16 protein-coding genes, 2 tRNA genes and 1 pseudogene are annotated in these 17477 nt (G+C 67.7%); 9 read left to right on the top strand and 10 right to left on the bottom strand.

What is annotated here, in order from left to right; all coding sequences use genetic code 11:
* Positions 1-197 precede the first annotated feature (197 nt).
* The 5 genes from gyrA to AB0B85_RS23105 all read left to right on the top strand — a co-directional run bounded on the left by gyrA (position 198) and on the right by AB0B85_RS23105 (position 5402).
* Positions 198-3980, top strand: a complete 3783-nt coding sequence (gene gyrA / locus AB0B85_RS23125; RefSeq protein ID WP_357410523.1) for an intein-containing DNA gyrase subunit A — start codon at positions 198-200, stop codon at positions 3978-3980.
* 4 nt (positions 3981-3984) lie between these two features.
* A complete protein-coding gene (locus tag AB0B85_RS23120) occupies positions 3985-4890 on the top strand; it encodes a DUF3566 domain-containing protein (RefSeq protein ID WP_357410521.1) in 906 nt (301 codons plus the stop codon).
* Positions 4891-5041: 151 nt separating this feature from the next.
* Positions 5042-5115 (top strand) — tRNA-Ile (locus AB0B85_RS23115).
* 43 nt (positions 5116-5158) lie between these two features.
* Positions 5159-5287, top strand: coding sequence for a DLW-39 family protein (locus tag AB0B85_RS23110; protein WP_209444550.1), 129 nt, complete (start codon positions 5159-5161; stop codon positions 5285-5287).
* Between the two features lie 42 nt (positions 5288-5329).
* Positions 5330-5402, top strand: a tRNA-Ala gene (locus AB0B85_RS23105).
* A gap of 574 nt (positions 5403-5976) precedes the next feature.
* On the opposite strand, the pseudogene AB0B85_RS23100 reads toward AB0B85_RS23105, so the two are convergent.
* The 3 genes and pseudogenes from AB0B85_RS23100 to AB0B85_RS23090 form a co-directional block, all read right to left on the bottom strand.
* Positions 5977-7014 (bottom strand): annotated as a pseudogene (locus tag AB0B85_RS23100) (recombinase family protein); the annotation flags it as partial.
* Positions 7015-7101: 87 nt separating this feature from the next.
* A complete protein-coding gene (locus AB0B85_RS23095) occupies positions 7102-7350 on the bottom strand; it encodes a hypothetical protein (protein WP_357410519.1) in 249 nt (82 codons plus the stop codon).
* 418 nt (positions 7351-7768) lie between these two features.
* Positions 7769-8644, bottom strand: coding sequence for a replication-relaxation family protein (locus tag AB0B85_RS23090; protein ID WP_357410517.1), 876 nt, complete (start codon positions 8642-8644; stop codon positions 7769-7771).
* Between the two features lie 631 nt (positions 8645-9275).
* Here AB0B85_RS23090 and AB0B85_RS23085 point away from each other — a divergent pair.
* Positions 9276-9947 carry a hypothetical protein gene (locus tag AB0B85_RS23085; protein ID WP_357410515.1) on the top strand — a complete coding sequence of 224 codons (672 nt, stop codon included), beginning with the start codon at positions 9276-9278 and terminating at the stop codon, positions 9945-9947.
* 139 nt (positions 9948-10086) lie between these two features.
* Here AB0B85_RS23085 and AB0B85_RS23080 read toward each other — a convergent pair whose 3' ends face one another.
* Entirely contained in the window at positions 10087-10290 is a 204-nt protein-coding gene (locus tag AB0B85_RS23080; RefSeq protein ID WP_203173654.1) for a DUF397 domain-containing protein, read from the bottom strand.
* Positions 10287-11174 carry a helix-turn-helix transcriptional regulator gene (locus AB0B85_RS23075; RefSeq protein ID WP_357410512.1) on the bottom strand — a complete coding sequence of 296 codons (888 nt, stop codon included), beginning with the start codon at positions 11172-11174 and terminating at the stop codon, positions 10287-10289. The genes AB0B85_RS23080 and AB0B85_RS23075 overlap by 4 nt, the downstream gene beginning before the upstream one ends.
* 371 nt (positions 11175-11545) lie before the next feature.
* Here AB0B85_RS23075 and AB0B85_RS23070 point away from each other — a divergent pair, with 371 nt between their 5' ends.
* Genes AB0B85_RS23070 through AB0B85_RS23060 form a run of 3 tightly spaced genes read left to right on the top strand, consistent with a single transcriptional unit; the run spans position 11546 to position 12577 of the window.
* Positions 11546-11893, top strand: coding sequence for a hypothetical protein (locus AB0B85_RS23070; RefSeq protein WP_357410510.1), 348 nt, complete (start codon positions 11546-11548; stop codon positions 11891-11893).
* A gap of 1 nt (position 11894) precedes the next feature.
* Positions 11895-12176, top strand: coding sequence for a hypothetical protein (locus AB0B85_RS23065; protein ID WP_357410508.1), 282 nt, complete (start codon positions 11895-11897; stop codon positions 12174-12176).
* The gene (locus AB0B85_RS23060; RefSeq protein ID WP_357410506.1) at positions 12173-12577 is read left to right on the top strand and encodes a hypothetical protein; all 405 of its coding nucleotides are present in this window, start codon (positions 12173-12175) and stop codon (positions 12575-12577) included. Before AB0B85_RS23065 ends, AB0B85_RS23060 begins: the two co-directional genes overlap by 4 nt.
* Positions 12578-12625: 48 nt before the next feature.
* Here the strand turns inward: AB0B85_RS23060 and AB0B85_RS23055 are convergent, their stop codons facing one another.
* From AB0B85_RS23055 to AB0B85_RS23035, 5 genes are all read right to left on the bottom strand, one after another.
* Entirely contained in the window at positions 12626-13054 is a 429-nt protein-coding gene (locus tag AB0B85_RS23055; protein WP_357410533.1) for a hypothetical protein, read from the bottom strand.
* A 164-nt stretch (positions 13055-13218) separates the two neighbouring features.
* Positions 13219-13854 (bottom strand): hypothetical protein, encoded by a 636-nt coding sequence (locus AB0B85_RS23050; protein WP_357410504.1) that lies wholly within the window; start codon positions 13852-13854, stop codon positions 13219-13221.
* Between the two features lie 25 nt (positions 13855-13879).
* Positions 13880-14140 carry a hypothetical protein gene (locus AB0B85_RS23045; RefSeq protein WP_203173648.1) on the bottom strand — a complete coding sequence of 87 codons (261 nt, stop codon included), beginning with the start codon at positions 14138-14140 and terminating at the stop codon, positions 13880-13882.
* Between the two features lie 65 nt (positions 14141-14205).
* Positions 14206-14877, bottom strand: coding sequence for a hypothetical protein (locus tag AB0B85_RS23040; protein ID WP_357410502.1), 672 nt, complete (start codon positions 14875-14877; stop codon positions 14206-14208).
* Entirely contained in the window at positions 14874-17342 is a 2469-nt protein-coding gene (locus AB0B85_RS23035; RefSeq protein WP_357410531.1) for an FtsK/SpoIIIE domain-containing protein, read from the bottom strand. The genes AB0B85_RS23040 and AB0B85_RS23035 overlap by 4 nt, the downstream gene beginning before the upstream one ends.
* Positions 17343-17477 lie beyond the last annotated feature (135 nt).

Below are 17477 nucleotides of genomic sequence, written 5' to 3'. Positions count from 1 at the left end.
GCTGGGGGGGGGGCGGTGTTTTAATTCACCCCCCCCCCCCTGCCGGTGTGTTTCATCTCATTCTTCACCCGGGGGGGGGGGGGGGGGGGCCGCCCCCCCCCCCCTCCACCGGTCCACAGAGTTATCCACAGCTTCGCCGCTATCCACAGCGGTTATCCACAGCACAAAAACGACTCTGAGTCTGATAAGGGTATACAGTGACCGATTCTCCCGAGTCCACACCGAACGAGCCTGAGGTCCCCGCCGAGGCCATCGCCGCGGTGGTCGCGCACGACCGGATCGAACCGGTCGGGCTCGAGGTGGAGATGCAGCGCTCCTACCTCGACTACGCGATGAGCGTCATCGTCGGGCGTGCGCTGCCGGACGTGCGGGACGGGCTCAAGCCGGTCCACCGCAAGATCCTCTACGCCATGTTCGACTCCGGCTACCGCCCGGACCGCGGCTACGTGAAGTGCTCCCGCGTCGTCGGCGACGTGATGGGTCAGTTCCACCCGCACGGCGACTCGGCGATCTACGACGCGCTGGTCCGGATGGCGCAGCCCTGGTCGCTGCGCTACCCGCTTGTCGACGGCAACGGCAACTTCGGCTCGCCGGGTAATGATCCGGCGGCCGCGATGCGTTACTGCATCACGGCAGATGTCCGTATTCGTACCGCCGACGGTAGCGTGCGGATCGCGGACGTGGTGGCGGACGCCGCACCGTCCAGCGAGACCGACATCGACCTGAAGGTCCGCGACCGCAACGGCGACCTGGTGCGCGCCTCGAAGTTCTTCCACTCCGGCGAGCACCCCACGCTGCGGCTGCGCACCAGCGAGGGGTACGAGCTGACCGGCACGCACAACCACCCGGTGCTCTGCCTGGTGGACGTGGCCGGCGTGCCGACCCTGCTGTGGAAGCTCCTCGCCGAGATCTCCCCCGGCGACCGGGTGGTCCTGCAGCGCAGCGTGCCGGACGAGATCGGCTACCCGATGCTGGAGCACGTCGAGGCCGCCGTCCTCGCCGGCGCCTTCGTCAGCGAGGGCTGGGTCTCCACGGGACGGGCCGGTTTCAACAACGTCGACCGCGAGTTCTTCGTCCGCGTCCTCGCGGCCTACGACCTGGCGGTGGGCGGTCCGCGTTACGTCAGCGAGCGGGTCATCGCTTCCGGCAGCACCCTGCACGAACTCGACGTGCAGGACCTCACCGCGCTGCGGTCGAGCCTTCTGGGTGAGCTGATGGGCGCGCGTAGCGCCGCGAAGTTCGTTCCCGAGTTCGTCTGGCAGGGGCCGGCCGCGGTCAAGCGGGCGTTCCTCCAGGCGCTGTTCGAGGGTGACGGCTCGTCGTCGCTGCTGCCGCGCAACGCCATGCAGATCTCGTACTCGACGCGCAGCGAGCGCCTGGCGGCCGAGGTCCAGCAGTTGCTGCTGGAGTTCGGCGTGATCAGCCGGCAGACCCGCTACGACAACGGCGAGATCAAGGTCGTGGTGACCAACCGCCGCGACGCTCGGATCTTCGCCGCGCACGTCGGTTTCCTCGGCCGCAAGCAGGCCAAGCTGGAGGCCGAGCTGGCCCAGGTGCCGGCGAGCAGCACCGCCCTCTCCAGCGACCACGTGCCGCTGGTCGCCGACTTCATCCGCGAGCACGGCGCGCAGCGCTGGGCCGAGCAGGACTGGCTGCGTCGGCACAACGTGGACCGGGTCGAGCGGTGGGAGCGCGACCGCGACGAGATCGCTGCCCGCATCACCAACACCGACGTGCTCGATGTCGTCGAGCCTCTTGTCGACGGGCGCTTCTACTACGCCGAGGTGGCGCAGATCACTGACGCCGGCGTGCAGCCGGTCTACAGCGTCCGGGTCGACACCGACGACCACTCGTTCGTCTCCGACGGGTTCGTCAGCCACAACACGGAGTGCAAGCTCGACCCGCTGGCCATGGAAATGCTGCGGGACATCGACGAGGACACCGTCGACCTGCAGGACAACTACGACGGCCGGGCCAAGGAGCCCACGATCCTGCCGTCGCGGATCCCCAACCTGCTGGTGAACGGCTCCGAGGGCATCGCGGTCGGCATGGCCACCAAGATCCCGCCGCACAACCTGCGGGAGATCGGCGCGGCGGTGCAGTGGTGCCTCGACAATCCCGAGGAGGACGAGGAGACCACCCTCGAAGCCCTGCTCGGCATCGTCAAGGGCCCGGACTTCCCGACCTACGGCCTGATCGTCGGCACCACCGCCATCCAGGACGCCTACCGCACCGGTCGCGGGTCGATCCGGATGCGCGCCGTGGTGGAGGTCGACGAGGACAAGCGGGGCCGCCCCTGCCTGGTCGTCAGCGAACTGCCCTACCAGGTCAACCCGGACAACCTCGCCGAGCGGATCGCGGAGCTGATCAAGGAGGGCAAGCTCGCCGGGATCGCCGACATCCGCGACGAGTCCTCCGGCCGTACCGGCATGCGGATCGTGCTCGTGCTCAAGCGCGACGCGGTCGCGAAGGTCGTGCTGAACAACCTCTACAAGCACACCCAGCTTCAGGAGACCTTCGGGGCCAACATGCTGGCCCTTGTCGACGGGGTGCCGCGCACGCTCAACCTGGCGCAGTTCATCCGCTACTACGTCGAGCACCAGATCGACGTGATCCGCCGGCGGACCGCGTTCCGGCTGCGCAAGGCCGAGGAGCGGGCGCACATCCTGCGCGGTCTGGGCAAGGCGCTTGACGCACTTGACGAGGTGATCGCGCTGATCCGGCGGTCGCCGACGGTGGACGACGCCCGGCAGGGCCTGATCCGGCTGCTCGACATCGACGAGATCCAGGCCACCGCGATCCTGGACATGCAGTTGCGTCGCCTCGCCGCGTTGGAGCGGCAGCGGATCGTGGACGACCTGGCCAAGCTCGAAATCGAGATCGCCGACCTCAAGGACATCCTGGCCAAGCCCGAGCGGCAGCGGAAGATCGTCTCCGAGGAGCTGGGCGAGATCGTCGCCAAGTGGGGCGACGACCGGCGTACGCAGATCATTCCGTTCGACGGCGAGGTCTCGATGGAGGACCTCATCGCCCGCGAGGATGTGGTCGTTACGATCACCCGGACCGGGTACGCCAAGCGGACCAAGGTCGATCTCTACCGCTCGCAGCGTCGCGGCGGCAAGGGGGTCAGTGGCGCTACGCTGCGCCAGGACGACATCGTCAGCCACTTCTTCGTCTGCTCGACACACGACTGGATCCTGTTCCTGACGAACAAGGGCCGGGTGTACCGGGCCAAGGCGTACGAGTTGCCGGAGGCCAGTAGGGTAGCCAAGGGCCAACACGTGGCCAACCTGCTCGCCTTCCAACCCGACGAGCAGATAGCGCAGATCATTGAGATCCCGAACTACCAGGTAGCCCCCTATCTGGTACTGGCCACGAAGAACGGCCTGGTGAAGAAGACGCGGCTTGAGGAGTTCGACTCCAACCGTTCCGGCGGCATCATCGCGATCAACCTGCGCGATGAGGACGAGCTGGTCGGTGCTGCGCTGGTTGCGCCGGAGAACGACCTGCTGCTGGTCTCCAAGAAGGCACAGGCGATCCGGTTCAACGCCTCGGACGAGGCCTTGCGGCCGATGGGCCGGGCCACCTCGGGTGTGATCGGCATGCGCTTCACGGACGACGACGTCCTGCTCGCCATGGAGGTCGTGCGGGAGGGTCTGGACGTTCTGGTGGCCACGAACGGGGGATACGCGAAGCGGACCCCGATCGAGGAATACCCGGTGCAGGGCCGGGGAGGTAAGGGCGTGTTGACTGCGAAGATCACCGAACGGCGCGGTGGTCTGGTCGGCGCGGTGGTGATCGATCCGGACGACGAGCTGTTCGCGATCACCAGCAACGGTGGTGTCATTCGGACTCCGGTGAAGCCTGTACGCCGTACGCGTGACCGGAACACAATGGGGGTCAAGCTGATGGACCTCCCGGACGGCGTGACTATCGTGGCGATTGCTCGCAATGCCGACGAGCCTGACGAACAGGACTAGTTGAATGACGGAGACACAGGCGAAGTCGGGGAACACGGGGACCTCGGCCAACCCGGTCGACGAGGAGGCCGCCAAGGGCGGCACACCAGCGACCGGCCGCGCGGCCGTGGGCCGGGCGACGGTCCCCGCCGACGCGCCTGCCCCGAAGTTCACCAGGGCCCCGGGCATGACACCCCCGCCGGAGCCAAGCGATGATGCCGGCTCGGGTGACAAGACCGAGACGTCCGGTGCCGAGGCGCCAACGTCCGCCGCCGCCACCCCTTCGGGTACGGCGGCACCCTCGGCCCGGCCGGCGACGACCCAGCCGATCAACGTCCGACCCGGCCAGGCCGCGTCGACCGGGGCCACCGGCACCCAACCCCGGATCACACCCGGCATGACCCAGCCGCCGTCGGACGGGGCGCGTACCTCCGCTGGCGGTCGCCCGGTCAGCGGCGGTGGCCTGCCGCCGGGCATCGGCAACGCGTCGGCCGTCGGGGCTGCCCGCGTCGGTGACGCGGTACGTGCCGCCCGTACGTCGGTCAGCTCGGCGGCGTCCCGGGGACCGCGCCGGGCCCGGCTGAACCTGAAGCGCATCGACCCGTGGTCGGTGATGAAGTTCGCGTTCGCCGTCTCGGTGGTGCTGTTCATCGTCGTGGTGGTCGCCACCTCGGTGCTCTACCTGGCGCTGGACGCGATGGGCGTCTTCAAGAGCGTCAACGAGAGCCTGAGCGACCTGGTCAACGCCGGCGGTGGACAGAGCACCAGCGGTTTCCAGATCACCGCCAAGGGCGTGATCCTCAGCTCGGCGCTGATCGGTCTGGTCAACGTGGTGCTGTTCACCGCGCTTGCCACGCTGGGAGCGTTCGTCTACAACGTCTGCGCCGACCTGGTCGGCGGGATCGAGTTGACGCTCGCCGAGCGGGACTGAGCGACCGGGACGCCGGGGCACCGCGTAATGCGGTCGCCCCGGCGTCCCGTACTCGGATAGGTTTTGGCAGGCGGCGACGACCCGGCTCGCAGGTCCGGACCCCGATTTGGGGCTGGCAGAGCGGATGGGTTAATCTTGCTCGTCGCAACGCGGGGCTATAGCTCAGTCGGTTAGAGCGCAGAGCTGATAACTCTGAGGTCGATGGTTCGATTCCATCTAGCCCCACCGCACGGTCGTCCGACGTTAGTCGAGCACGAGGGGTCGCCGCATGTTCAAGAAGCTGCTGATTCTGGCTGGCGTCGTCGGCGTGGCCGCCGTCGTGTTCAACAAGATCAAGGCCTCGAACGACGAGCGTGCCCTCTGGCACGAGGCGACCACCGCGCCCGATCTGCGCTGACGTCTGACACGGTGACGAGCGATCGTCGCCGCGGCCGTCCACGGGGCCCTAGCTCAACTGGCAGAGCACTGCCTTTGCAAGGCAGGGGTTAGGGGTTCGAGTCCCCTGGGCTCCACCGACCGCACCATTGTGCGAACCGGTGGTACTCCTGAGGTGCCCCCGTCCGTTCCGGGCGGGGGCATTGTCGTGTCGGTGGGGATCTTGAACACGGGTACGACTCCCTGGTCGGTGAGTTGGACTTCGGCGATGAGTACCTCGATGGCGGCTTTGCGTTCGGTGGCGGTGCCGCTGGTCATGATGGCGCTGAGGTGGTCGCGGATTCGGGCGACGGTGCCGGGCGGCGGGGGTTCGGGCTGCGATGTCAGGCCAGCGTCGAGTTCGGTGTGCCGGGCCTGGAGTTGGGCCAGTCGCTGGCGGAGTTCGCGGATGCGTGGTCCGGCCGTGGCGTCATCCATGGTGCCGTTCTCGAACGCCGCGTGATACCGGTCGATCGCGTTCTCGGTGCTGGTGATCTGGTGGGCGATGGCGGTGAGTTCGGCTCGCCGGTCGTCGCTGGTGGTGTCGTGTTGGGCGTGGGCGCGTTCGATCATGGCGGCGAGGACGGGTTCGGCGGTGGTGTAGAAGTCGTGCAGGGCCTGCAGGATCATGTGGTCGAGGTCGTCGGCGGGGAGCCGGGGTGCGGTGCAGGTGGCGTGTTTGCCGTAGCGGGTGCGGGTGAAGCAGGTGTAGTAGCGGTAGCGGCGGGTCCGGCCGTTGGCGGATGTGCCGATGTAGCGCTGTCCGCACTGCGGACATGTCAACAGGCCGGTGAGGTAGTAGTCCGAGTCGGACATGGCCCGCTGGGTTTGGACGTCGCCTCGGGCGTTGGCGATGTCCTGGGCGCGTCGGAAGGTGTCCCGGTCGATAAGTGCGTCGTGGGCGTCGGGGACGAGGATGTCGCGGTAGGCGATGTCCCCGACGTAGGCGGGGTTGTCCAGGATCCGGTTGATGGTGTGTCCGGACCACTTTTTGCCGGTGCGGTTGGGGACGCCGCGGGAGTTCAACTCGGTGGCGATGGCGCGGGTGCCGAGACGGTCGCGCGTGTAGAGGTAAAAGATGTCGCGCAGGATGGGTGCCTCGTCGGGGTGGGGCGCCAGGCGTTGGGTGTCGCGGTCGACGAGGTAGCCGTAGGGGCGGTTGCCGCCTGCCCATTGGCCTTTGCTGGCTTTCGCGGTCATACCACTCTTCACTCGGTCGATGATCATGTTGCGTTCGAATTCGGCGAACACGGCGAGGAATTGGAGCATCATGCGACCGATCGCGCCGCCGGTGTCGACGGGTTCGGTGGCGGAGGCGAATCGCACGTTGGCGGCGTCGAGGGTGGCGGCGAGATCGATGAAGTGAGCGAGGCTTCGACTGAATCGGTCTACTCGGTAAACGAGTAGGACGTCGAACATGCCGGCTTTCGCGGCGTCGAGTGCCTTTTTCAAGCCGGGGCGGTCGGTGGTGGCGCCGGAGGCGTCATCTTCGAATTCGCAGACGATGACCCAGTCGGGGTGGCTCTCGACGTACTTACGCAGGGCGGTGCGTTGGGCGAGCAGGCTGAAGGGCTGGTGCTCGTCGTCGGTGGAGCGCCGGATGTAGATGCACACCCGGCACGGGCCGGTCGACGTGTCGGGCTGGGTGCTCGTGGGGGCGCGTCGGCCGCGTCGCTTCGGTGCGCTGGTGGGGGTGGGCTTGCCTGACATGAGGGTGGTTCCTCCGTGCGGGGTTGGGGTGGCTCGGCCGACGGGCGGCCCACGCGCGGGTGGGCCGCCCGGTGTCGGGCGAGGGTTTCAGGCGGCGAGGTAGGGGTGTTCGCGCCAGAACTGGTTGAGTAGGACGGCGAGGGCTTCGGCGGCGTTGTCGAGGTCTTCGGCAGTCATGGGAATGGTTTCGACGCGTGCGATACGCATCGGAATCGTCGTTCCCTTTCCGCCGGTCGAGGTGGTTTTCGCACCGCCTTTATTGGTGGCGGTACCGGAATGCGGGTCGTCAGGATAGCTCCGGACGGCATTTTCGTCGTCATGGGGCGCGGTGGCCACGGTCCTCCGAAAAGCGTGTGTCGCTGCTGGGGTCGGAGTCCTTCGTTCATGCGGTTTCCTTTCTGCGCGCGAATGCGCGCGATGATCCGATTGATGCGGAAGAGCCCGCTGCGGCGGTCACGGCTGCCTGGCGTGAGGGGCGCGGACGATAGCTCGCAGCGCTGTCACCGGCAGACGATTCGGACTGTCAGCGACTCACGACAACTCACGCAGGGGTCGGAGAGCGGCTGACAGTTTCGAAGGCTTGCTGTCGTGGCGAGAGCAGAGGTAGCCTCCGCCCTTCCTCGACGGGAGAAAGGCGCGGACAGCTACCGCTCGCACGCGCGCCGCGGAGCCGCCTGGTCAACGGCGGGATGGCCCTTGTCGCCGCCTGCGTGGGCGCGTGTCCGGTCACCGGGGATGGGTCCGCCGCTGTGGGTCAGCCGGCCTGTTCGCTGCGGCTGCCTCCGACAGGGAGGTTGGCCAAACGCATCGACGCCCCGTGGTAGCGGTGCAGCCACCACATCGCCTCGGCCGGGGTGACGCCGGTGACCTCGGCGTGCACGGCGGTAGCCACCGGGTAAATGGTCCCGGCGGCGGCGAGTTCCTGATGCAGGTGCCGCTCCCGCTCCGGGGAGTGCAGCCAGAACAACACCGGCCAGATCCGGCCGGTGGCGTGCGCGAGTTCCCGGTAGCCGTCGATCTTGTCGACCAGTCGGGAAAGCGGCCGTTCGGTGCCGAGGTCGTACTCCAGGAAGAACGGCACCCTGCGGTCGCCTTCGACCCAGATGCCGTGCCCATCCGGCCGCGACCTCGGCGTAAAAGCGCGGGCCGCGACATCGTCGTCGGGCTCGGCGAAGGCCCCCGTCTGCTGGCAACGTCCAGCCGGCCACCAGCGCGTTAACTCGCTGCCGGGATGGGTGCGGGCGTGACCGGCCAGGGCGGTGAAGAAGCCGTTGACCCCGAGCAGATGCGGCAGGTTCGCCCGCCTCGTCAGGTGCCAACGCTTCCGCCGGGCCTGGTCCCTGCGCGGCAGGTCGTCGCCGCGCTGCGCGGCGACGACCTCGACGCCGAGTTGCGCCAGCACGTAGTGGTAGGGGTAGGAGCCGCCGTCGGGCTTCTGCGGCCGGAACCGGTCCACTACCCCCAACTTCTGCATCAGGGCCCGCAGGCGTTCCTGGGCGTAATCGACCGAGGGGAAAAGGGCATCGGCGATCTGGAAGGAGGTGAGAACACCGTGATCGGCCAGCCAACCGAGCAGGACCAGGTCGCGGCCGGTGAGCTGGGACTGCACACGAAGCAGCTGATCAGGCATGCGCCGTCACCATCCCAGGGGGGAGAGACCCAGTCGGAGGGTCTGTCGCATCACGACAGACGTTGCTGACAGCGGCCCTGACCTGGGCTGTGAGCCGAACCGAAGGGTCCGTTCGGGGGTCCTGTTGAAGCGGGACGCCAAGTGGGAGAGTCGGCCGGACCCGCAACGGGAGGTCAAGGCCGAATCCGTCGGGTCCGGGGTTCGCGAAAGCGAGGGCTCTTGCGTTTCGCGCGGAAGAGGCGTGATGCGTGGTCAAGGTGTACTCCATGATCGAGATGAGGGTGGGTGGAAGCGGAGCCGTAGACTTCGCGGCCGTGGTGGTGGCATGAGGGCATGCCGGTAATGAGTCGGGTGATGTCAGGTGAGGCCACAAGGAGTCACAACCAACGTCTACTGAACACAGCAGGACGGACACGGCCGGCAGGAGCACGGGCTTACACGATCGGCGGCGACCTGGAATCATGTTCCGATGCCGTTCGGATCGATCCGTGGTGACTTGACTAACGAGAAGGTTGACGCTCTACCACCAGTAGTGCGTGCATGCCTGAGGGCTCGTGGAGCGCTGGGCGACGCAATAGATCTCGTACTGATTCACAATGAACGTCCGGGCGGTGGTGATCAGCCGCGGGGGGTGCTGAACCCGCTGGTGGTGATGCTGGCTGTATCGACATGGGAGCGGCTGGTGTACGAGGTCGGCACCGCCGTCAGCTTCCCTGTGAGCGAGCGGGAGACTGTCGGCCGGCTGGGCTGGCGGAACAAGCAGTCGAAGGCCGCACGAATCTTGGCTCAGGCAACGGCGCAGTGTCCTGCCCCGCTCCAACTTCCCGGCGCGTTGATCCTCAACTTCTTCGACAGCGCTGCTGGGAAGCGGCTCGGATCCCCTGTTGAGCTGAGCGCCGTCGAGAATTACGACGACATATCGAAGCGCTTGGACGACTTCATCGAGCTACGCAACGGCGTGGCGCACCGGGTCTTACCAGACAAGATGGCAGCGGCGTCCTACGAAGGCATGGGCAGCGACGCGGGTCCCGGTCGGCGGAGCGGCGAGGCGCGATGGTCGGGCCGGACGTTGAACACAAGCATCGCCCGGAGCGTCCTCGCCACCTACGTCCAATTAGTCGATCAGACGATCGCCTGCCTTCTCACGTCCGAAAGCATCGAGGGGCGCGAGGCCGATCCGTACCGCCTTCCAGCGTGGTGGTTTACGGATGACCATGAGCAGGACGGCATCAGGTCCGCTCAGCCGGGCTGCCTGTGGGGCGGGGCGAAGCTCCCGCGACGGCCCCAGAAGATGGCGACCTGATGGCCGTCGATGCTGAACTTTTCAGGCGGAGCCGACAATGGCAGCGGGAGCATGAGGGCTACCCGCGATCTTGGTCAGTGCGACGGACGACCGACTTGGTGGCGCAAGTGCCGCGCCTACTGCCACCCGGATCGCCCTGCTACGACCTCGGGATGCCGTTCTTTGCGCCCGCCAAGAAACTCGCCCATGCGGCGCGCTCGAAGACGAGTACCGGACCCGAGGGGTCCTTGCTGTCACGCAGCGCGACAGTGGTGTCGAAGTCGGCGACCTCGACGCACTGACCGTTCCCACTCGATCGGCTGCTCTTTCTCCACTGGGCGCGGGACGCGTCAGCTTGGTTCATCCCGTACCTCCTTGTTGATCGATCACGGCGGCTTGGGCCTTGATCAGTTTGATCGAGTTGGTGGGGTCCAGCGCGGTGGCGCGGAGGTGTTCGAACGTGGTGGCGTAGCGGCGTACGTCTGCCTCGCGCTCCAGGAACAGATCGCCGGCCATGCTGTCGACGTAGACCAAGGCCGGGTCGGCCGGGTCGGGGAAGTCCATGACGACGAACGAGCCCGGCATGCCGGCGTGGGCGCCGGCCGTGAATGGGATGACTTGGAGAGTCACGTGCGGCTGGTCGGCTGCTTCCGCCAGGGCTTCCAGTTGCGCGGCCATGACCTCAGCGCCGCCGGTCTGCCGGTGCAGGACGGCCTCGTCGAGAATTGCCCAGACACGCAGCGGCTCCGTCTTGCGAAGTGAAACCTGTCGCTGTATCCGCGCGTCTACTCGGGCCTGAACGTCAGTGTCCGTGGCTAACGGTAGGACGCCGCGGATCACCGCCCGAGCGTAGTTCTCGGTCTGGAGGAGGCCGGGGACGAAGAGGGACTCGTAGTTGCGGACCGATCGGGCCTCGGCCTCGAAGCTGATGTACGTGGTGTACAGCTCGGGAAGCTCGGACTCGTACGCCTGGAGCCATCCCAGCTGTGCGGCCTGACTCGATAGGGCGATGAGTTCGCTGCGCTTGTCTTCGTCGGTGACGCCGTACTTGTCGAGCATCGCCATCAGGGTGCGCCGCTGTGGGCGGACCTTGGCCGTCTCGATCCGATAGAGCGTGGCGGGGTTGATGCCGGTCTGCTCGCTGACCTCGTCGCGGGTGAGGCCGGCCGCGGTGCGCAGTCCACGCAGCTCCGCAGCGAGCCGCCGGAGGCGCACGGTGGGTGGCTGCCGTCGAGCTGACAACTCCATGTCCCTTCGCTCCTGTCGTAGTCAGAGTGTGCCCGCCATGCGGATGCAACCTCTAGGCAGGCCAGGCAAGTGACTTACTTGCGAATGCAATCCTTGCATTCTCACTAGTGCATAGGCACTATGGGCTTGAGCATGTCAGGCCGGTGCGGCCCGAAAGCCGCGCGGTGCGGCGGTGGGCTCGCGCTCCCAGGGGCCCGCCGCTCGTCCGGCCTCGGACGCCTCTTGACGGACGCAGCCCGTCACCCGAAGCGGGCTGCGTCCCTTGAGGGGCCGAGTCAGGGAGGCAACGCAGTGGTCCCATCCCTCGCCCTGGTGGCGGTTGCGGTACTCGGCTTCGCCGCTGGGCTGTTCCTGTTCAAGATCAAATCCCGGTGGTGCCGACGGTGCGGTTCGGTGCTGAACTGCCCCGCCTGCGGAAGCCGCAGATCCCGGCCACATCCGGGCCAAACGGGTTGGATGGGCGGGCTGTGATCCCGACACCCCTCATACCCGAGGTGACGGTCGCGCCCGGCGACGCTGTGCACCTACGTGAGCAGGACTATCAGCACAGCTGCGGTCCGCTCTGGCTGCGAATCATCCACGTCCGCCTTGACCTAAGCACCTGGTACGACGGCCAGTGGGTGTGGCTCGAAGGCATCGAGATCAACGCGCACAGCCAGGCAGGATGCTTCCGGCAAGTGCTCGCCCGCGTGGTTGCCCTCCCGCGACCGGAGGCATGAGATGGCCGCCACCATCTACCTGTCGGAGGCGGCCATCGATCAGCTCACCGCCGCCCAGCGAACGCTCGCCGAGCACGTCACCTCCAGCGCCACCGGCTACTGCCTGCGCTGCCGTCTGGTTGGCCCCTGCCCCACGAACGAGCAGGCCGCCGCCACCTTCACGCGTTACGGCCGCCTACCCCGCAGAACGCCCGGCGCCACCCGCCCACAACTCATCAACGCCCGCCGACTCACCGCCAGCCCTGATTCCGCGGCCGGCCTCACCCGGAGGTATCAACCGTGACCCTGCCCAACATCGCCGCCGCGCTGCGGGACCTGCACGTCTCCATCGGCCAGCAGCAGGACCTTGCCAAGGTCGTCATCCAGGATGCCGAGAACGCCCGAGCCGAGTTCCGCGCTCTCACCGCCGGGGCCACCAACCCACTGGTCAACCGGGCACTGGGCAACTACGCCCAAGGAATCGTCAAGCTCCGCGACGGCTCATGGCTGCTCGCCGAAGCAGGCGGCATCCTCGCCGAGTACGCGCGAGCAATCGGCATCGACCTCCCTCAGCAGCCCGCCAAGGAAAAGCGGAAGATCGAGCCGACTCACGACGAGCAAAGCGAAACCATTTTCGACCATCCCGACGGCCAGCCACCTTCGCAATCCGATGAGTCGGCACCACACGATCCGCAGGCCCACTGACCGTTCGGGCTCGACAACATCTTTTAAGCGGCTTGCGGCTGGCGGCGCTCAGCCACCAGCCGTCGCCACCGCCACCAAGTGCTTACCTACGAGGTCCTGAGCCTGCTTGACCTCGTCTACACCCTCCTCAAGGCGAACAGGCGCCTGCCGGCACGCACGGACCGCGCTGTTCAGCAGGTTGTTCCCGCCGCCCCGGCTGACCTTCTGGAAGTGGGCCTGAGCATTGTTCACCGAGTCGACAACCTCCGCGATGCCCCGACCCACCTGATCGAGCGTCTGCAGCACCATGCTCAACTCCGCCATCACCGAACCGATCGGACCACCACCCCGCCCAGCGGTGATCCGATCCAGCCCGGCGTTCATGGCACGGCCGACCAACCCACCGACCTTCATGCCGGCGTACGCCGCACCCACCGCGACCAAGGGCGAGGGCTGGTGGCCAGCGGCATCGACTGCCGCAGTGGCCGCCACCGCGATCCCAGCGCTAGCCACCTTCCCGACCTTCTCGCTGACCTTGGTGATGCCTTCCCGCGCTGATTCCACCGCTGTATCCACCAGCGCGCGTCCGGCTGACCGTCCTACGTTGCCGAGGCGGGAACCGGAGGTTCCGGCCCGGTTAGTCTGCCGACGCCATCCCATCGCTAGGAAGTCTTGTCGAGAACTGCGCAGCCCGCGGAAACGAGTAGCGGCACGTTGCCGGCGATCGCCTTTGCGGCTTCGTCCGCGGTCAAGGCGTCAAGCTCTTCGCCGTCGGCTCTGCCCTGCTCGGCGTCCTCAGCAAGGCCAGAGCAGGCGGCCCAGAGCGACTCTTCGATGTTGGAGAACGCCCAGATCCCGTAGACCGTCGCGCTTACCTTCAATAGAGGCTGCCCGTTGTGGCCTATGCGCTCCCAAGCAGGCTCGTCCGGCGTGTTGCCCATGCCTTCGGCGGTGGGAAACAGCTTGAGCTGCCTAAACGCTCTCTCGAGCGAGTCGTCCGGGTCGAACTCGATGAGCAATCCCCGCTCCAGGAGTCCTTCGATGATGTGCTCCGGCTTTGCGGGACCGTCGCCAGACGCATCGATATCGTCGCGCAGCGTTCCTCGGTTGATCTCAAGCCGGGAGTGACGCTCAGGGTCAAGGAAAGCTCGTCCCCACACCTTGAACTCGTCGATGGTCAGCTGTGCGAACTCCTGGCCAAGCCTGACCCGGTAGAACTCCGGCTCAGAGTCAGGCGGAGTGGCGTACCGGTACGAGGGGCCAAGGTTGAGGCCGACAGGAACAATGACGGTGGGCATCGAGGGAACCTTCCGGGATTCGGTGTCAGAGGACGGCGTTGTACTTGTCGGTCTGGGCGGATGCGGCCTGGATCAGGCCGGCGCCTTCGCCGAACTTCTGCTTGGCGGCGCTGAGCTTGCCTATGGCACCCATGACGGCGGGTTGCTGGGTGCCGGCGGCGAGGGCCTGGAGCACGGCGATGGCCTTGTCGACCTGGGCGTTGACGCCGGCGAGCTGGGCGAGTGCCTTTTCGGCCTCGGACTTGCCGTGAGCCAGGCCCGCCTTGATGTCTCCGATGGTGGCCACTGGATGTTCCTCCCCTGATTCGTGGTGTCCAACGCACCGCCGTTGGTGGCAGAAGCGTCTGCGGTTCAGCCTCTGGTCGCGGCGATGAAGATGAACCACAAGATCGGCATGCCGACAAAACAGATCACTCCACCGGCCCGCGCGGACCGGGTGCCACCGCTGCCGATGCGCGGCTGTCCGACGAGGCTGATCGTGAGATAGCCGGCGAAGAAGGCCAGCGCGGGCAGCCCACACAGGGACCAGGGCACGAGCTGCCAAGGGATCCGGTCGAGGTCGGTGTCGGGGCTGACGGCAAACATCAGCAGCGACGCGAAGGTGCCCAGCATCGCCGCAGCGGCATAGACGAGGGCGTTGCGGGCCAGCGGCGTCAGCCCAGGCAGCAGCGGTGGCTGAGCCGCCCGCCGGTGGGCGTTCTCCGCGGCGGCGTCAGCCGCGTCAGCGGCTGCTGCGGCCCGGCGCAGGGCCTCGGCGGGGTCAGGTATGGGACCGGGCGCTATACCTCCGATGTGTGGCTCGGGCAGGCGCAGGGAGACGGCGAGTTGTTGAAGGTGTTGTCGCTGAGCCCCCAGCCGGTAGGTGATCTGGTCGACGGCGGCCTGTCCGTTGCGGCTGGTAGCGCCCTGGTGCTCGGAGCGGACGCGTTCGTCGTGCAGCAGGGCGGACAGGCGACGGGAGTGATCGGTGTAGGCAGCCCAGCCGCCGTCGCGGGGCATCGGGGTGACGGGCTGGTCTGTCATTCCATGTCGTCGATCTGGTCGAGGGTGCCGGGGCGCACGTAGGGAACGATGAGGGCGCGGCGGTTGTCGTGCCGATCAATCAGTAGAGCGCGGTTGGGGCGGGACTGCCATTCGGATGCGTAGTCGCCGAGCAGGGCCCCGAAGTCGTTCCCAGGAAGGTTGAGGGCGACGAGGCAGGCGACCTCGTTGCCACCGGTGGGCCCGAGGTCGTCGGTGAACCGGCTCACGGTGCGCCACCAGCCGAGCAGGTGGACACCTTGTGTGGGCCCATTGGCCAACACATCTCGGAGGTCGTCGTGTCCGGAGCGGTAGGTGGTGGGGTCGCTGGCGGCGAGGAGACTACTGGCGATGTCCGCGCCGAAGATCACCAGATAGGTCGTCTGCCCACCACCGGGAGCGGTCGCCTGAGCGAGGTCCGCCAGTCGCGCTCGGAGCTGGGCTGCGCTGACGGTTTCGTATGAGTGGCCGGCTGCGGTGATCGCGCCGACAGTGGCGTCGGCGGCCTCGTCGGCTGCGGCAACCAACGGCGCGACGAGGAACCTGGCGGTGCCGGGGGCGTGCTGGCGGGCCAAGCTGACGGTGGCCGCGAAGAGGACGTCGGCCCCGACCGACGAGGTGCCGAGCACCGCTACGTGGCTGCCCGGGGTCGCGTCCAGGGTGAACCCGGCAGTGGGCAGGCCGACATCCACGGCTCGGCCGACCAGGGCTCGCCGTCGGCGCACGTCCGGCGTCAGGCGGACGAAGGTGGGGTCCTGGTCGGGGTGCTGCTCGGCGTAGCCGGCGAACACTGCTGGCGGGGCGTCGCCCGGTGGCCGAGCGTCCCACAGCAGGTGCCGCTGCGCGCTCACCGACTCTGCGTCGGCGTTGGGGAAGCGGATGACCCGGTTCGCCCCCGCTATCCCGGCCGCTGAGTTGATGACTGCGCCACCGATGGGCAGGTTGTCCGCGCCGTCGTTGAGCTGGTCGAGGATGCCGCCGCCGCCGGCGAGGGCGACCCGCAGCGGGAATTGGCCGAAGATCGACTCGGTCTTGGTGAACAGCGCCTCCACCCCGGAGATGGTCTGCGAGGCCAGGATCAGGTGGATGCCGTACGAGCGCCCCTTACGCGCCAGCTCTTCTAGCAGGGCCACAGCCTGCCGGGCGACTGCGTCGTTGCCCTCGAACAGCACGTGGAACTCGTCGATCACCGCCAGCAGCCGCGGCATCGCCACGTCCGGCCGGCCGATGCGTAGGTCGGCGAGTTTGGTCACCCCGGCCCGCTTCAGCTCGGTTGCCCGCCGGGTCATCTCGCGCGACAGCGTCCGCAGCACCGCCAGCCCGTACTCCCGGTCTGACTCGATACCGACGGTGCGGGCGTGCGGAATCCAGGACGGGTCCACCGCCGTCGGGGTGAACTCGGCGAACGACACGCCCTCCTTGAAGTCCAGCAGGTACAGGCCAAGCTCGTCCGGCGAGTAGCGCGACGCCAGGCCGTAGAGCACGTCCAGCAGGAACACCGTCTTACCCGACCCGGTACGACCACCCACCAACCAGTGCGGTGTCGCGTCATCGAGCGCCAACACGCACTCGTTGCGGCCGTCCCGGCCCACCACGGTCTTTAGCCCGCCGACCGACGACTCCTGCCAAATCTGCGCCGGCATCAGCGCCGCGAAGTCCGTCGACGCCTGCACCCGCGCCGACTTCGCCAACTTGCGGCAGACCGCCTCCACCAGATCGTCTGGAGGCCCAGCGTCCAACCGCATCGGCACCGCCAACCCGGACCCGTCAGAGCTGAACCGGTAAGGCCCCGGCGGGTCGGACACGGCGAACAACCCGCCGCCGACCGCCGTCAGATGCGTGGTGCTCTCCAGGCGGGGTGCCGCGTTGAGCCCCGGATGCTGCGGTGGTGGATAGCCAGCGAGCAGCAAGAACACCCCGGCCGCCGGACCGGCATGGGCGATTGCCGCCAGTCGCGACCATTCCGTACGACCCGCGCCCTCGGGCAGGGCCGCACAGCACACCAGCAGTACCGAGGGGTCCGTCTCGCCGGCTTGGGCTCGCTCGATCCGTTCCTCCGCCTCGGTCAGCACCTGCTGAAGGCCGGGCAGGTCGATTGCGGGCCGCCGCCACGCCTCCGCATCGACCATCGCCCGGAACGGGCCGAACACCGCCCCGAGAGTCGCCCCGTCCACGGCCGCGACGCGAAGCGCGCCATCCGGTAGCGCCGCGAGCACCCGCAGCAGTAAGCCACGCAGCCAGCGCGCCACCGACGGATCACGGGTATCACTGTCAACCGCCAGATGACCGGCGCCCACGAACGGCACCACGACACTGAACGCGCTGCCGACGACGGGCGACGCGTCTCCCAGCCGAACGGGGATCGGGCGTCCCAGTGCGGCGTCGGCGCCGGTTGGGAGGTCGGCAGCGGCATGAGACAGCCGGCAGCCGAGCCAGCCCGGCGTCAACCCCTCAGCGAGCCGCTGCATCCTCGCGGCGAACCGCCGCGCCTCCTCGCGGGCTTGCGTCGAGACGCCATCCTCGCCAGCGCGGTCGCGCAGACGCACTCTGGCGGCCTCTACATGCGACACAGCCTCCCGATGTGCCGTCACCGCCCGACCGAA

Source organism: Micromonospora sp. NPDC049044, assembly GCF_040649215.1.
Classification (GTDB): Bacteria; Actinomycetota; Actinomycetes; order Mycobacteriales; family Micromonosporaceae; genus Micromonospora.
This window is presented reverse-complemented; position numbering and strand designations above follow the sequence as displayed.

What these genes read in the sequence shown, in the direction of transcription:
- AB0B85_RS23090 (WP_357410517.1), bottom strand. Translation starts at nt 8,644, where the DNA reads ATGCCTGATCAGCTGCTTCGTGTGCAGTCCCAGCTCACCGGCCGCGAC.
- AB0B85_RS23065 (WP_357410508.1), top strand. Translation starts at nt 11,895, where the DNA reads ATGGCCGCCACCATCTACCTGTCGGAGGCGGCCATCGATCAGCTCACC.
- AB0B85_RS23075 (WP_357410512.1), bottom strand. Translation starts at nt 11,174, where the DNA reads ATGGAGTTGTCAGCTCGACGGCAGCCACCCACCGTGCGCCTCCGGCGG.
- AB0B85_RS23040 (WP_357410502.1), bottom strand. Translation starts at nt 14,877, where the DNA reads ATGACAGACCAGCCCGTCACCCCGATGCCCCGCGACGGCGGCTGGGCT.
- AB0B85_RS23035 (WP_357410531.1), bottom strand. Translation starts at nt 17,342, where the DNA reads ATGCAGCGGCTCGCTGAGGGGTTGACGCCGGGCTGGCTCGGCTGCCGG.
- AB0B85_RS23050 (WP_357410504.1), bottom strand. Translation starts at nt 13,854, where the DNA reads ATGCCCACCGTCATTGTTCCTGTCGGCCTCAACCTTGGCCCCTCGTAC.
- AB0B85_RS23080 (WP_203173654.1), bottom strand. Translation starts at nt 10,290, where the DNA reads ATGAACCAAGCTGACGCGTCCCGCGCCCAGTGGAGAAAGAGCAGCCGA.
- AB0B85_RS23110 (WP_209444550.1), top strand. Translation starts at nt 5,159, where the DNA reads ATGTTCAAGAAGCTGCTGATTCTGGCTGGCGTCGTCGGCGTGGCCGCC.
- AB0B85_RS23120 (WP_357410521.1), top strand. Translation starts at nt 3,985, where the DNA reads ATGACGGAGACACAGGCGAAGTCGGGGAACACGGGGACCTCGGCCAAC.